13 protein-coding genes are annotated in these 14,482 nt (G+C 64.1%); all 13 read right to left on the minus strand.

Going from position 1 to position 14,482, the window contains the following annotated elements; translation table 11 throughout:
• Window positions 1–152: 152 nt before the first annotated feature.
• On the minus strand, window positions 153–1,580 hold the full coding sequence (gene nuoN, locus C4S73_RS06770; RefSeq protein ID WP_103871692.1) for an NADH-quinone oxidoreductase subunit NuoN: 1,428 nt from the start codon (window positions 1,578–1,580) through the stop codon (window positions 153–155).
• 11 nt (window positions 1,581–1,591) lie between these two features.
• Window positions 1,592–3,103 carry an NADH-quinone oxidoreductase subunit M gene (locus C4S73_RS06775; RefSeq protein ID WP_103871874.1) on the minus strand — a complete coding sequence of 504 codons (1,512 nt, stop codon included), beginning with the start codon at window positions 3,101–3,103 and terminating at the stop codon, window positions 1,592–1,594.
• 4 nt (window positions 3,104–3,107) lie between these two features.
• Window positions 3,108–5,114, minus strand: coding sequence for an NADH-quinone oxidoreductase subunit L (gene nuoL / locus C4S73_RS06780; protein ID WP_103871693.1), 2,007 nt, complete (start codon window positions 5,112–5,114; stop codon window positions 3,108–3,110).
• A gap of 27 nt (window positions 5,115–5,141) precedes the next feature.
• Entirely contained in the window at window positions 5,142–5,450 is a 309-nt protein-coding gene (gene nuoK, locus C4S73_RS06785) for an NADH-quinone oxidoreductase subunit NuoK (RefSeq protein WP_092165894.1), read from the minus strand.
• Window positions 5,447–6,070 (minus strand): NADH-quinone oxidoreductase subunit J, encoded by a 624-nt coding sequence (locus C4S73_RS06790; RefSeq protein WP_103871694.1) that lies wholly within the window; start codon window positions 6,068–6,070, stop codon window positions 5,447–5,449. Before C4S73_RS06790 ends, nuoK begins: the two co-directional genes overlap by 4 nt.
• Window positions 6,071–6,330: 260 nt before the next feature.
• Window positions 6,331–6,825: an NADH-quinone oxidoreductase subunit NuoI gene (nuoI, locus tag C4S73_RS06795; RefSeq protein WP_103871695.1), complete on the minus strand. Its 495-nt coding sequence runs from the start codon at window positions 6,823–6,825 to the stop codon at window positions 6,331–6,333.
• Window positions 6,826–6,845: 20 nt separating this feature from the next.
• Window positions 6,846–7,043: a hypothetical protein gene (locus C4S73_RS06800; protein ID WP_146071290.1), complete on the minus strand. Its 198-nt coding sequence runs from the start codon at window positions 7,041–7,043 to the stop codon at window positions 6,846–6,848.
• Entirely contained in the window at window positions 7,043–8,062 is a 1,020-nt protein-coding gene (gene nuoH / locus C4S73_RS06805; RefSeq protein ID WP_103871697.1) for an NADH-quinone oxidoreductase subunit NuoH, read from the minus strand. Before nuoH ends, C4S73_RS06800 begins: the two co-directional genes overlap by 1 nt.
• A 6-nt stretch (window positions 8,063–8,068) precedes the next feature.
• Window positions 8,069–10,132, minus strand: a complete 2,064-nt coding sequence (gene nuoG, locus C4S73_RS06810; RefSeq protein WP_103871698.1) for an NADH-quinone oxidoreductase subunit NuoG — start codon at window positions 10,130–10,132, stop codon at window positions 8,069–8,071.
• A gap of 4 nt (window positions 10,133–10,136) precedes the next feature.
• A complete protein-coding gene (gene nuoF, locus C4S73_RS06815) occupies window positions 10,137–11,441 on the minus strand; it encodes an NADH-quinone oxidoreductase subunit NuoF (RefSeq protein ID WP_103871699.1) in 1,305 nt (434 codons plus the stop codon).
• A gap of 10 nt (window positions 11,442–11,451) precedes the next feature.
• Entirely contained in the window at window positions 11,452–12,732 is a 1,281-nt protein-coding gene (gene nuoE / locus C4S73_RS06820; protein ID WP_103871700.1) for an NADH-quinone oxidoreductase subunit NuoE, read from the minus strand.
• 124 nt (window positions 12,733–12,856) lie between these two features.
• Complete coding sequence (locus C4S73_RS06825) at window positions 12,857–14,047, minus strand: NADH-quinone oxidoreductase subunit D (protein ID WP_103871701.1); 1,191 nt, start codon at window positions 14,045–14,047, stop codon at window positions 12,857–12,859.
• Window positions 14,040–14,480, minus strand: a complete 441-nt coding sequence (locus C4S73_RS06830; protein ID WP_103871702.1) for a GFA family protein — start codon at window positions 14,478–14,480, stop codon at window positions 14,040–14,042. The genes C4S73_RS06825 and C4S73_RS06830 overlap by 8 nt, the downstream gene beginning before the upstream one ends.
• Window positions 14,481–14,482 lie beyond the last annotated feature (2 nt).

Below are 14,482 nucleotides of genomic sequence, written 5' to 3' on the forward strand. Positions count from 1 at the left end.
GGGGACCTGACGACCTCGACGTCATCCTGGCCGGAGCGAAGCGGAGCGCCGGGATCCATTCTAAAGCTACGGAGCTCTCCGATGGATCCCGGAACGACCTTTGGTCGTCCAGGATGACGGACGTGGTTCAGAGAGAACAAGGTCTTCGTCGCTCAGAACAGCGACTTCGCCGCGGCGGCAGCGGAGTTGAACAGCGGCGCCGGCAGCAGCGAGAGAGCCAGCACGAACAGCGCGCAGACCAGCAGCACGGCACGCACGCCGAGATCGGCCTTCTCGAAGGCAGGCTTCGCCTCGTCGAAATAGATCACCTTGACCAGGCGCAGATAGTAATAGGCGCCGACCACGCTGGTCACCACGCCGACGACCGCGAGCGTGTAGAGCTTTGCATCGATGGCGGCGAGGAAGACGTAGAACTTCGCCCAGAAGCCGGCGAGCGGCGGGATGCCGGCCAGCGAGAACATCATCATCGACAGCGCAAACGCCATCCAGGGATTGGTGCGCGACAGGCCGGCGAGTTCGTTGATGTCCTCGACCGGCTGGCCGTCGCGGCGCATCATCAGCACGCAGGCAAAGGCGCCAAGCGTCGTGGCGAGATAGATCGCCATATAGACCATGACGCCCTGCACGCCGCCGGCGGTGCCGGTCGCAAGGCCGACAAGCGCGTAGCCCATATTCGCGATCGAGGAATAGGCGAGCAGCCGCTTGATGTTGCTCTGCCCGATCGCCGCGAAGGCGCCCAGCGCCATCGAGGCGATCGAGATGAAAATGATGATCTGCTGCCAGTCGTGGATCGCGCCGGGGAAGGCGCCGACGAAGACACGCACCACCATCGCCATCGCCGCCATCTTGGGCGCCGAGGCGAAGAAGGCTGCGACCGGGGTCGGGGCGCCCTCATAGACGTCGGGCGTCCACATGTGGAACGGCACGGCTGAAATCTTGAAAGCGACGCCGGCTGCGATGAAGACGATGCCGAAGATCAGGCCGAGACCGGCATGGCCTCCTTGCGTCGCCGCAGCGATGCCCGGGAACGTGACCGTCCCGGTGAAGCCATAGACCAGCGACGCGCCGTAAAGCAGCATGCCCGAGGAGAGCGCGCCAAGTACGAAGTATTTCAGGCCGGCTTCGGTCGAGCGGGTGTTGTCACGGTCGAAAGCAGCGACGACATAGAGCGCCAGCGACTGCAGCTCGAGGCCGACATAGAGGCTGATCAGATCGTTGGCCGAGATCATCATCATCATGCCGACAGTGGCGAGCACGATGAGGATCGGGAACTCGAAGCGCATCGAGCCGGCACGGCGCAGGGCATCCGCCGAAAGCAGGATCGCACCAGCCGCGCCCAGAAGCGTCAGCACCTTCATGAAGCGGGCAAAGCCGTCGGCGATGAAGCCGCCATTGAAGGTCACCAGCTTGCCCTCGCCGGAGAGCACGAGGACGAGCGCCAGCGCGAACAGCGCCAGCGCGATGCCCTCCAGCATGCGCGTGGCACGCTCGCCCTGGATCGCGCCGATCAGCACCATCGTGATGGCGCCGATGGCGAGGATGATTTCCGGCAGGGCCGGGCCGAGAGCGGGCAGAGCCATCCGTCGAGACCTTACTGAACGACCAGCATCGCCGTTTTCGCGGCGGTGAGTGCGGCCTGATAATTCTTGATGAGTGCTTCGGTCGGCGCAGCGAAAGCGTCGAGGATCGTACCGGGGCGGATGCCGTACCAGATCGTCAGCAGGACGAGCGGCACGAGAATGACCGCCTCACGGACATTCAGATCGGCGATGCCCTTCAGCTCGGGCTTCACCAGCTCGCCGAAGACGACGCGGCGATAGAGCCACAGCGCATAGGCCGCCGAGAGGATGACGCCCGACGTCGCCATGAAGGCGACCCAGGGATTGGCCTTGAAGGCGCCGAGCAGCGTCAGGAACTCCCCGACGAAACCGGCAGTGCCGGGAAGACCGACATTGGCCATGGTGAAGATCATAAAGATGACGGCGTAGACCGGCATGCGATTGACCAGACCGCCATAGGCCGCAATCTCGCGGGTATGCATGCGGTCGTAGATCACGCCGACGCAGAGGAAGAGCGCGCCGGAGACGAGGCCGTGGCTCACCATCTGGAACATCGCGCCCTGAATGCCCTGCGGCGTCAGCGTGAACAGGCCCATGGTGACGAAGCCCATATGCGCCACCGACGAGTAGGCGATCAGCTTCTTGATGTCCTCCTGCATCAGCGCCACCAGCGAGGTGTAGACGATGGCGACGACGGAGAGCGCGAAGACGAAGGGTGCGAAATACTGCGACGCCTCGGGGAACATCGGGATCGAGAAGCGGATGAAGCCGTAGCCGCCCATCTTCAGCAGGATCGCCGCCAGGATGACCGAGCCCGCGGTCGGCGCTTCCACGTGAGCGTCGGGCAACCAGGTATGGACCGGCCACATCGGCATCTTCACGGCGAAGGAGGCGAAGAAGGCGAGCCAGAGCCAGGTCTGCATGCCCGCCGGGAACTTGTGGCCGAGCAGCGTCGGTATGTCGGTGGTCCCGGCGTTCCAGTACATCGCCATCAGCGCCAGCAGCATCAGCACCGAGCCGAGCAGCGTGTAGAGGAAGAACTTGTAGGCCGCATAGACCCGGCGCTTGCCGCCCCAGATGCCGATGATCAGGAACATCGGGATCAGGCCGGCTTCGAAGAACAGGTAGAACAGCACGAGGTCGAGCGCCACGAAGACGCCGATCATCAGCGTCTCCAGGACCAGGAACGCGACCATGTATTCGCGCACCCGCTTCGTCACCGAGGTCCAGGACGCCAGGATGCAGAACGGCATCAGGAAGGCGGTCAGAACGACGAAGGGGAAGGAGAAGCCGTCGACCCCGAGCTTGAACCTGATCGCGTCAGAGACCCAGCCATGGGTCTCGACCAGCTGGAAGCCGGGGTTGGACGAATCGAACTGGCCCCAGGCCACGCAAGCGAGCACGAAGGTCGCGATCGTCGCGGCCAGCGCCGCATAGCGCGCATTGGAATCGACCGAAGCCTCGTCGCCGCGCTGGGCCAGAATAAAGGCCGCGCCGACAAGCGGCAGGACGAGAAGACCGGTGAGGATACCGAAACCGAACATCATCTCACCCGCGCGCCAGAAGATACCAGGTCACAAAGCCCGCGACGCCGATCAGCATGGCGAAGGCATAGTGATAGACATAGCCGGTCTGGAGGCGAACCACCCGGTTGGTCACGTCGACGACGCGAGCCGAAATTCCATCGGGGCCCATGCCGTCGATGACAAGGCCGTCGCCCTTCTTCCAGAGGAACCTGCCCAGCCACATCGACGGCTTCACGAACAGGAAGTCGTAGATCTCGTCGAAATACCATTTGTTGAGCAGGAACCGGTAGAGCACCGGATTTGCGGCAGCCAGCTTGCCGGGAATATCGGGACGCAGCACGTAGAAATACAGCGCGAACACGAAGCCCAGCACCATCGCGATGAAGGGCGATGCGACGACCCAGCCCGGCACTTCATGCATCGCATGCAAGATGTGGTTGTCCTTGCCCGTGAACAGCGCGCCCTTCCAGAAGTGCTCGTAGTCGTGGCCGATAAAGGCCTCCTTGAAGGCGAAGCCGGCAGCAACCGCGCCAAGCGAAAGCAAGGCAAGCGGGATCAGCATCGAGAGCGGGCTCTCATGCGGGGTATGAGCGTGACCATGGCCGTGATCGTCGTGGCCGTGAGCGGCATGCGCATGATCATCGTGACCATGAGCCTCATGACCGTGGCCGGCCCAGCGCGGCCTGCCCTCGAAGGTCATGAAATAGAGCCGCCAGGAATAGAAGGAGGTGAAGCAGGCCGCGACCACCAGCAGCACGAAGGCATAGGACGCGGCGAAGCCCGTATGCGCGACTGCGGCGTAGGCGCTCTCGATGATGGCGTCCTTCGAGAAGTAGCCGGCGAAGAAGGGGAAGCCGGTCAGCGCCAGCGTGCCGATCGTCATGGCCGCCGCCGTCAGCGGGATGTGCTTCCGCAGACCGCCCATGTGGCGCATGTCCTGCTCGTGATGCATCGCGTGGATGACCGAGCCGGCTCCGAGGAACAGCAGCGCCTTGAAGAAGGCGTGGGTGAAGAGGTGGAAGATGGCCGGCGCATAGGCGCCGACGCCCAGCGCGACGAACATGTAGCCGAGCTGCGAGCAGGTCGAATAAGCGATGACGCGCTTGATGTCGTTCTGCACGAGACCGACGGTCGCGGCGAAGAAGGCAGTCGTGGCTCCCACCACGACGACGACGGTGAGCGCCACCGGCGCGTATTCGAAGATCGGCGACAGGCGCGCGACCATGAAGACACCGGCGGTGACCATGGTCGCGGCATGAATCAGCGCCGAGACCGGGGTCGGGCCCTCCATCGCGTCCGGCAGCCAGGTGTGCAGCAGGAACTGCGCCGATTTGCCCATGGCGCCCATGAACAGCAGCAGGCAGGTCAGCGTCAGCGCATTCCACTCATAGCCGAGGAAGCGGAAGGTCTGCGTCGTCAGCTCGCCGACGCGCGGGAAGATCGACTCGAACCCGACCGTGCCGAACAGCACGAAGACTAGGAAGATGCCGAGCAGGAAGCCGAAATCGCCGACGCGGTTGACGATGAAGGCTTTCATCGCTGCCGCATTGGCCGACGGCTTCTGGTACCAGAAGCCGATCAGCAGATAGGAGGCGAGGCCCACCCCTTCCCAGCCGAAGAACATCTGGACGAGGTTATCGGCCGTCACCAGCATCAGCATGGCGAAGGTGAAGAGCGAAAGGTAGGCGAAGAACCGCGGCCGGTGCGGATCCTCGGCCATGTAGCCGATCGAGTAGACGTGCACGAGCGACGACACGGTGTTGACGACGACGAGCATCACCACGGTCAGCGTGTCGATCCGGAAGGCCCAGTCGACCCGCAGATCGCCCGAGGCCAGCCAGGTCGCGACCTGAATACGCGTGGTGCCGGAGCCGAAACCGACATTGAAGAGGGCGACCCAGGACAGCACGGCCGAAACGACCAGCAGCGAGGTTGTGAGTATCTCCGAGCCGCGCGGCCCGATCAGCCGGCCAAAAAGGCCGGCGATCAGGAAGCCGATCAAGGGGAGGAAGACGATCGCGTGATACATGGGCTTAGGTCCAGGCGCTTGCTGCGCTCAGCCTTTCATCATGTTGATGTCTTCCACCGCGATCGTGCCGCGGTTGCGGAAGTAGACGACGAGGATGGCGAGACCGATCGCGGCTTCGGCCGCAGCGACGGTCAGCACCAGGAGCGCGAAAACCTGACCGACGATGTCATTCAGGAAGCTCGAGAACGCGACGAAGTTGATATTGACCGCCAGCAGGATGAGCTCGATCGACATCAGGATGACGATGACGTTCTTGCGGTTGATGAAAATGCCGAGCACGCCGAGCGTGAACAGGATCGCGCTGACGGCGAGATAGTGACCAAGTCCGATCATCAGACCGTCTCCTCCGGCAGGCCGGCATGCGAGGGCACTTTGCGCACGTCCATGGCGGAGGCCTTGGTGCGGGCGTTCTGCGCGACGACATTCTGGCGCTTGATGCCGACCCGCTCGCGCAGCGTCAGCACGATGGCGCCGATCATGGCGACCAGCAGCACGAGCCCCGCAGCCTGGAAGTAGTAGATATACTGCGTGTACAGCACGCGCCCGAGCGCCTCGGTGTTGCTGATATTGGCGGGAATCGCCGCGACGGGCGCCTTGACGATCTGCGGGTCGATGACCCAGGCGCCGACGACCAGCAGCAGCTCGATTGCGAAGATGAGGGCGACCAGCGCGCCGATCGGCAGGTAGTTCAGGAAGCCCTGGCGGAATTCGGCGAAATCGACGTCGAGCATCATCACGACGAAAAGGAAGAGCACCGCGACCGCGCCGACATAGACGACGATCAGCAGCATCGCCAGGAACTCGGCGCCGAGCAGCATGAACAGCCCCGCCGCGTTGACGAAGGCGAGAATCAGGAAGAGCACCGAGTGAACGGGGTTGCGCGACGTGACCACCATGAACGCCGAAGCGACGGTGACACCCGCAAACAGATAGAAGAAAGCCGCTGCGGCATTCATCTCGGTCAGCCTTTCCGCCCCTGCGGGCGGCTCACGTTTCGATCAAACGCCGGGTCGATCCCCGACGCAGTTTGGAGCGTCTATAGTCAGGCCCGGAGCAGCGGACAACCGCGCGACGGGTCTGGCTCGGTCTCATTCCCACCCTCTCCGTCATTCCGGGCGAAGACCCGGAATCCATCGTAGAGCGCAGCGGCCTCCGATGGATTCCGGATCGGCGCTGCTGCGCAGCTTGTCCGGAATGACGTCGGAGATTGATCTAGTCAGCGATACGGCGCATCCATCGCGATGTTGCGCGCGATTTCGCGTTCCCAGCGGGCGCCGTTCGCGAGCAGCTTGTCCTTGTCGTAGAACAATTCCTCGCGCGTCTCGGTGGCGAACTCGAAGTTCGGCCCCTCGACGATCGCGTCGACCGGGCAGGCTTCCTGGCAGAAACCGCAATAGATGCATTTGGTCATGTCGATGTCGTAGCGCGTCGTCCGGCGCGTGCCGTCATTGCGGCGCGGGCCGGCTTCGATCGTGATCGCCTGTGCCGGGCAAATCGCCTCGCAGAGCTTGCAGGCAATGCAGCGCTCCTCGCCATTGGGATAACGGCGCAAGGCGTGCTCGCCACGGAAACGGGGGCTGAGCATGCCCTTCTCGAAGGGGTAGTTCAGCGTTGCCTTCGGCTTGAAGAAATAGCGCATCGACAGCGCGAACGCGCCGACGAACTCCTTCAGCAGCAGGCCCTTGGCGGCTTGGCCAAATGCGGTTGCCATGATCCTAGCCTTGTCCAATCTCAGCCGGCGACGAAGCCGGCCAGTTCAACGATCTTGTATCCAACGAAGCCACCGACGACAGCTGCGGCAAACCCACCACCAAGCCCGACATCGAAGGCATCGAACACCTTGCTTCTACGCAGCGTCCATGACGCAGCAATATAAACCAGAACACCGCAAACAATGCCGATCATCGGGCCGACGACCGACATCGGCATCAGCGCACCGGCCCCCATCCCGTGACCTGAAGCACGAAGGCAACGACCACGACAGAGATCAGCGACAGCGGCAGGAAGACCTTCCAGCCCAGGCGCATCAGCTGATCATAGCGGTAGCGCGGCACGAAGGCCTTCACCATCGCGAACATGAAGAAGACGAGGCTGACCTTGAGGATGAACCAGATCACGCCCGGCACCCAGGTGAACGGCGCGATCGGGAACGGAGGCAGCCAGCCGCCGAGGAACAGGATCGTCGTCAGCGAGCACATGGTCATGATCGCCACGTATTCGCCGAGCATGAACAGCAGATACGGCGTCGAGGAGTACTCGACCATGAAGCCGGCGACGAGTTCCGATTCGGCTTCGGGCAGATCGAAGGGCGGGCGGTTCGTCTCGGCCAGCGCCGAGATGAAGAACACGACGAACATCGGGAACAGCGGCAGCCAGTACCAGCGCAGCATGCCCCAGCTGGTGTTCTGCGCTTCGACGATCGCCGTCAGGTTCAGCGAACCGACGCACAGCAGCACGGTGATGATGACGAAGCCGATCGAGACTTCATACGACACCATCTGGGCCGCCGAGCGCAGCGCGCCCATGAACGGATATTTCGAGTTCGAGGCCCAGCCGGCCATGATCACGCCGTAGACGCCCAGCGACGAGATCGCGAGGATGTAGAGCACGCCGACATTGATGTCGGCGATCGCCCAGCCTTCCGCCACCGGAATGACGGCCCAGGCGCCGAGCGCCAGCAGGCAGGAGATGAACGGCGCCAGCAGGAACACGCCCTTATTGGCGCCCGACGGAATGATCGGCTCCTTGAAGGCGAATTTCAGCAGGTCGGCGAAGCTCTGGAACAGGCCGAAGGGGCCGACTACGTTGGGCCCGCGCCGCAGCTGCACCGCTGCCCAGATCTTGCGATCGGCAAGCAGGATGTAGGCGATGAAGACCAGCAGGCAGACCAGCAGCAGCAGGCTCTTGCCGAACATGATCGCGATGTCGAGGACGATATCCCAGTTCATGGCCGCTTACTCCGCCGCCTGCAGCAGCCGGCCCGAAGCCAGCGCCGAGCATTCGGCCATCACGGCGGAAGCGCGCGCGATCGGGTTGGTCTGGTAGAAGTCGCTGACCGCCGAGACGAAGCCCGCCTTATCGGCCTTGCCGCCAAGACCGGCAAGCTGGCCAAGACCGCTCGCATCGGAGACAGGCAGCGTGTCCAGCGCCGCAAAATGCGGATGCGCCTCATAGAGCGCCCTGCGCAGGCCCGACAGCGAATCGAATGGCAGGGTCTTGCCGAGCACGGCCGAAAGCGCGCGCAGGATCGCCCAGTCCTCGCGGGCGTCGCCCGGCGGGAAGGTGGCGCGATCGGTCATCTGCACCCTGCCCTCGGTATTGGCATAGGTTCCCGACTTCTCGGTATAGGCCGAGCCCGGCAGGATGACATCGGCGCGGTGCGCGCCCTTGTCGCCATGCGTGCCCTGATAGATCACGAAGGCTCCCGCGGGCACCTCGATCTCGTCGGCGCCCAGCAGGAACAGCACGTCGAGCGCGCCGGGACTGATCATGCCGGCGACATCGAGCCCGTTCTCGCCCGGCACGAAGCCGAGATCGAGCGCGCCGACGCGAGCGGCTGCGGTATGCAGCACGCCAAAGCCGTTCCAGCCTTCGGTCGAACTGCCAAGCAGCTGCGCGGCCTTGGCCGCCATCGACAGGATTGCCTCGCCATCGGGACGGGCAAGAGCGCCCTGCCCGACCAGCACCATCGGCCGGGCCTTGTCGGCAGTGGCGCGCTTGATCAGATCGGCGAGCGTATCGGTGCCGGCGCCGAGATAATCGTAGTCATAGGTCAGGTCGGCCTTCTCGCCGATGACGCTGACCTTGAAATCGCCGCGCAGCCAGCGCTTGCGGATGCGTGCGTTCAGGATCGGCGCTTCCTTGCGCGGGTTCGCGCCGATGATCAGCAGCGAATCCGCCTGATCGATCCCGGAGATGCCGGCATTGAGGACGTAAGAGGCCCGCCCGAACTTCGGATGCAGCCCGGCGCCGTCCTGGCGGCAGTCGAGATTGGCGCTGCCGAGCGAAGCGATCAGGCTTTTCAGCGCATAGATCTCCTCGACAGCGGCGAGATCGCCGGCGATCGCACCGATGCGCTGCGGGCTCGCAGCGTTGACCTTGGTGGCGATCAGCGCGAAGGCCTCGCTCCAGCTCGCCGGGCGCAGGGCGCCGTTCTCGCGGATATAGGGGCGGTCCAGCCGCTGCGTGCGCAGGCCGTCGACGATGTGGCGGGTCTTGTCGGAGATCCACTCCTCGTTCACGGCCTCATTCAGGCGCGGCAGGATGCGCATGACCTCCTTGCCACGCGAATCAACCCGGATGGCCGAGCCGAGCGCGTCCATCACGTCGATGGATTCGGTCTTGGTCAGCTCCCAGGGCCGGGCCTTGTTCTGGTAGGGCTTCGAGGTCAGCGCGCCGACAGGGCAGAGGTCGACGATATTGCCCTGAAGCTCGGAGGTCATCGCCTGCTCGAGATAGGTCGTGATCTCCATATCCTCGCCACGACCGATCGCGCCGAGATCGGAGCCGCCAGCGACTTCCGTGGTGAAGCGGACGCAGCGCGTGCACTGGATGCAGCGCGTCATCGAGGTCTTCACCAGCGGGCCGATATATTTGTCCTCGACCGCGCGCTTGTTCTCGGCATAGCGGGAGTTGTCCACGCCATAGGCCATGGCCTGATCCTGCAGGTCGCATTCGCCGCCCTGGTCGCAGATCGGGCAATCCAGCGGGTGGTTGATCAGGAGGAACTCCATGACCCCCTCGCGCGCCTTCTTGACCATCGGCGACTTGGTCGAGACGACCGGCGGCTCGCCATTGGGGCCTGGGCGCAGGTCGCGCACGCCAATGGCGCAGGAGGCCTGCGGCTTCGGCGGGCCGCCTTTCACCTCGACGAGGCACATCCGGCAATTGCCGGCGATCGAAAGCCGTTCATGGAAGCAGAAGCGCGGCACCTCGGCGCCAGCGACCTCGCAGGCCTGAAGCAGCGTGTACTCGGCGGGTACGTCGACCTCGATGCCGTCGATGAGGAGTTTGGTCATGATCTCACTCCGCCGCCATCAGTCGAACCGGCTCGGAATGCGGGTTCGCGGCATAATCGTCGATGCGCTTCTCGATCTCGTGACGGAAATGCGCGATCAGGCCCTGGATCGGCCAGGCAGCGGCGTCGCCGAGCGCGCAGATCGTGTGGCCCTCGATCTGCTTGGTGACGTCGAGCAGCATGTCGATCTCGCGCTTCTGCGCCCTGCCCTCGGCCATGCGGTTGAGCACACGCCACATCCAACCCGTGCCTTCGCGGCAGGGCGTGCACTGGCCGCAGCTCTCATGCTTGTAGAAATAGCTGATGCGGGCGATGGCGCGGACGATGTCGGTCGACTTGTCCATGACGATGACGGCGGCCGTGCCGAGGCCCGATTTGAGCTTCGACAGCGAGTCGAAATCCATCGGCGTGTCGATGATCTGCTCGGCCGGCACCATGCGCACCGACGAGCCGCCGGGGATGACGGCCATGAGGTTGTCCCAGCCGCCGCGCACGCCGCCGCAATGGCGGTCGATCAGTTCGCGGAAGGGGATGCCCATCACCTCTTCGACATTGCAGGGCTTGTTCACATGGCCGGAGACGCAGAACAGCTTCGTGCCGACATTGTTGGGGTTGCCGAGCGAGGAGAACCAGGCTGCGCCGCGGCGCAGGATGGTCGGCGCGACCGCAATCGACTCGACGTTGTTGACGGTGGTGGGGCAGCCATACAGGCCGACATTGGCGGGGAATGGCGGCTTCATCCGCGGCATGCCCTTCTTACCCTCGAGGCTCTCGAGCAGGGCGGTCTCTTCGCCGCAGATATAGGCGCCGGCGCCGTGATGGACATATAGATCGAACGGATAGCCGTGCTTGTTGTTCTTGCCGATGAGGTTGGCCTCATAGGCCTCGTCGACGGCCCGCTGCAGCGCCTCGCGCTCACGGACATATTCGCCGCGAATGTAGATGTAGGCCGCATGCGCGCCCATGGCGAAGGAGGCGATCAGGCAGCCCTCGACCAGCGTATGCGGGTCGTTGCGCATGATCTCGCGATCCTTGCAGGTGCCCGGCTCCGACTCGTCGGCATTCACCACGAGATAGCTCGGCCGGCCATCGCTGACCTTGGGCATGAACGACCATTTCAGCCCGGTCGGGAAGCCCGCGCCACCGCGTCCGCGCAGGCCGGACTTCTTCATCTCGTCGATGATCCAGTCCTTGCCCTGTTCGAGCAGGAATTTCGTGCCATCCCAGGCGCCACGCGCCATCGCGCCCTTCAGCGAGAGGTCGTGCCGGCCGTAGAGATTGGTGAAGATACGGTCGCGATCAGCAAGCATTGTCCTGGCCTCACTTCACCGGCTTGTCGCCGAGGGCCGATTCCGGCCTCCAGCCTGTCGCGAGCTTCTTGGCCTGCGAAATCCAGTCGTCGCGCGTGGCGCGGCCCTTGAAGCCGGTCAGGCGTGCATCGACCCAGGCGAGCTCCTCAGCGGTCCAGCTCGCGACCTGGTCGAAATGCCAGACGCCCATTGCATTGAGCATCTTCGCAAGCTTGGGACCGACGCCCCAGATCAGTTCGAGATCATCGCCCTTGCCGCCCCGCGCCGCAGTCAGCAGCTCCGGCTTGGTCTCAGCGGTCGCAGCGTCCGTCGGCTCTGATGCCTTGGCAGGAGCGGCGGGCTCGGCTGGCTTGGCAGATTCCTTGACCGCCTCGGGGCTCGGCTTGCCGCCAGCCGCAGGCGTGTCATTGGCGGCGCCCGAAGGCTGTGCGGGGGCAGAGGGTTTTGGCCTGGCCGCAGCAGCGGTCTCGCTCGCCGGCTTGGTTTCGACAGCGACCGGAGTAGCCTCCGCCTTCTTGGCTTCCGCGTTCTTGGCTTCCGCGTTCTTGGCCTCGGCGTTCTTGGCCTCCGCGTTCTTGGCCTCGGCCTCGGCGGCGGCCTTTGCGGCGGCGGCCTCGGCGGCCACCTTGCGCTGTTCGGTCACGCGCTTCTGCCAATCGCCGGCGCCGATCACGGTGCCGTCATAAAGCGCGGGATCCTTCAGCGTCTCGCCACCGCCGACCGGCTCCGAGCAGGAGCGGTCGATCTGCGGACCGGGCTTGGTCGGGCGGCCCTGGCGCAAATCGTCGAGCAGCACGCGGAAATTGGCGGGGGTCAGGTCTTCGTAATAGTCGAAATTGATCTGCGCCATCGGGGCGTTGCAGCAGGCGCCAAGGCACTCGACCTCGAGCCAGGACAGCTTGCCATCTGCCGTCACGGTCGATTGCGGGCCGATGACGTCTTCGCAGACCTTCTTCAGCGCTTCGGCGCCGCGCAAGGCGCAAGGCGTGGTTCCGCAGAGCTGGATGAAATGCTCACCCACCGGCTGCAGGTTGAACATGGTGTAGAAGGTCGCGATCTCCAGCACGCGCATCGGCGCCATCTGGAGCTTGCGGGCGACCTCCTCGATCGCGGCGCGCGGAACCCAGCCGTGATGCTGCTCCTGCGCCTTCCACAGCAGCGGAATCACGGCCGAGGCCTGCCGACCTTCCGGGTATTTTGCGATCTGCTGGTCAGCCCAGTTCTCGTTCGCCACATCGAAGGCGAAGGAGGCGGGCTGGACGTGATCGGGCGCGAGACGACGGACGGACATCTTCAATTCACTCCACGCGCGTCATGCCCGGGCCTGACCCGGGCATCTCGGACTCGCTGGCAGGCGGTGACAACTTGGCAAGAGATGGTCGGGTCAAGCCCGACCATGACGGCTGCGGGACGGTTCACCGATCGACCTCCCCGAACACGATGTCCAGCGAGCCCAGGATCGCGCTGACATCTGCCAGCATGTGCTTGCGGCACATGAAATCCATGGCCTGGAGATGGGCGAAGCCCGGCGCCTTGATCTTGCAGCGGTAGGGCTTGTTGGTGCCATCCGACACCAGATAGACGCCGAATTCGCCCTTGGGAGCCTCGACGGCGGCGTAGACCTCGCCGGCGGGCACCTTATAGCCTTCGGTGTAGAGCTTGAAATGGTGGATCAGCGCTTCCATCGAGCGCTTCATCTCGCCGCGCTTGGGCGGCACCATCTTGCCGTCGAGCGAGGAGACCGGCCCTCCGCCATCGGCCGCCAGCAGCTTGGCGCAGCACTGCTTCATGATCGAAGCGGACTGGCGCATCTCTTCCATGCGGATGTGGTAGCGGTCGTAGCAGTCGCCGTTCTTGCCGATCGGGATGTCGAAATCCATCTCCTCGTAGCACTCGTAGGGCTGCGACTTGCGCAGGTCCCAGGCAGCGCCCGAGCCGCGCACCATCACGCCCGAAAAGCCCCATTTCCAGCAAGTATCGAGATCGACCACGCCGATATCGACATTGCGCTGCTTGAAGATGCGGTTGTCGGTGAGCAGCGTCTCCAGATCGTCGCAGACCTTGAGGAACGGGTCGCACCATTCGGCGATGTCGTGAATCAGCGAGGTCGGCAGGTCTTGGTGGACGCCGCCGGGCCGGACATAGGCCGCATGCATGCGCGAGCCGCTGGCGCGCTCGTAGAAGATCATCAGCTTCTCGCGCTCCTCGAAGCCCCAGAGCGGCGGCGTCAACGCGCCGACGTCCATCGCCTGCGTGGTGACGTTGAGGATATGCGAGAGGATGCGACCGATCTCGGAATAGAGGACGCGGATGAGCTGGCCACGGCGCGGAACCGTGACGCCCATCAGCTTCTCGACCGCGAGCGAATAGGCATGCTCCTGGTTCATCGGCGCGACATAGTCGAGCCGATCGAAATAGGGCAGCGCCTGCAGGTAGGTCTTGGCCTCGATCAGTTTCTCGGTGCCGCGATGGAGCAGGCCGATATGCGGGTCGACGCGCTCGACGATCTCGCCGTCGAGTTCCAGCACAAGGCGCAGAACGCCGTGGGCCGCAGGGTGCTGCGGGCCGAAATTGATAGAAAAATTCCGGATGTTGTGTTCACTCATGTCCGGATTCCTGCTGCGCCTCGAACCGCGCCATCACTTCGGCGCCGGTCAGGCGCGGGCGCTCGCCGGCGAAGGCGTAAAGCGGCGGCTTCTCGTCGATGAAGATTTCCTCGACGAAGGTGAAGGAACTGGTCTCGTCAAAACTCTGGAAGGCCACCGCGACATGGTCTTCCTTGTCGCGCAGGCGCCAGAACAGGCTCGTGCCGCAATTCCGGCAGAACTGCCGCTTGGCCCAGTCGGATGAGATGTAGCTGCCGAGTTGCGTGGCATCCTCTACGGCGACATCGGTGCAAGACACCGCCATGAAGACACCGCCGCTCCAGCGCCGGCACATGCCGCAATGGCAGACATCCATCTCGGGCTTGGTAGGCGTCGCCGTGTAACGGACTGCGCCGCACAGACAACCACCAGACAATCGCGTGCTCGTGGCCATCG

It is taken from the genome of Allobosea lathyri (assembly GCF_900108245.1).
Classification (GTDB): Bacteria; Pseudomonadota; Alphaproteobacteria; order Rhizobiales; family Beijerinckiaceae; genus Allobosea; species Allobosea lathyri.

What these genes read in the sequence shown, in the direction of transcription:
- nuoN (WP_103871692.1), bottom strand. Translation starts at nt 1,580, where the DNA reads ATGGCTCTGCCCGCTCTCGGCCCGGCCCTGCCGGAAATCATCCTCGCC.
- C4S73_RS06775 (WP_103871874.1), bottom strand. Translation starts at nt 3,103, where the DNA reads ATGTTCGGTTTCGGTATCCTCACCGGTCTTCTCGTCCTGCCGCTTGTC.
- nuoL (WP_103871693.1), bottom strand. Translation starts at nt 5,114, where the DNA reads ATGTATCACGCGATCGTCTTCCTCCCCTTGATCGGCTTCCTGATCGCC.
- C4S73_RS06790 (WP_103871694.1), bottom strand. Translation starts at nt 6,070, where the DNA reads ATGAATGCCGCAGCGGCTTTCTTCTATCTGTTTGCGGGTGTCACCGTC.
- nuoI (WP_103871695.1), bottom strand. Translation starts at nt 6,825, where the DNA reads ATGGCAACCGCATTTGGCCAAGCCGCCAAGGGCCTGCTGCTGAAGGAG.
- C4S73_RS06800 (WP_146071290.1), bottom strand. Translation starts at nt 7,043, where the DNA reads ATGCCGATGTCGGTCGTCGGCCCGATGATCGGCATTGTTTGCGGTGTT.
- nuoH (WP_103871697.1), bottom strand. Translation starts at nt 8,062, where the DNA reads ATGAACTGGGATATCGTCCTCGACATCGCGATCATGTTCGGCAAGAGC.
- nuoG (WP_103871698.1), bottom strand. Translation starts at nt 10,132, where the DNA reads ATGACCAAACTCCTCATCGACGGCATCGAGGTCGACGTACCCGCCGAG.
- nuoF (WP_103871699.1), bottom strand. Translation starts at nt 11,441, where the DNA reads ATGCTTGCTGATCGCGACCGTATCTTCACCAATCTCTACGGCCGGCAC.
- nuoE (WP_103871700.1), bottom strand. Translation starts at nt 12,732, where the DNA reads ATGTCCGTCCGTCGTCTCGCGCCCGATCACGTCCAGCCCGCCTCCTTC.
- C4S73_RS06825 (WP_103871701.1), bottom strand. Translation starts at nt 14,047, where the DNA reads ATGAGTGAACACAACATCCGGAATTTTTCTATCAATTTCGGCCCGCAG.
- C4S73_RS06830 (WP_103871702.1), bottom strand. Translation starts at nt 14,480, where the DNA reads ATGGCCACGAGCACGCGATTGTCTGGTGGTTGTCTGTGCGGCGCAGTC.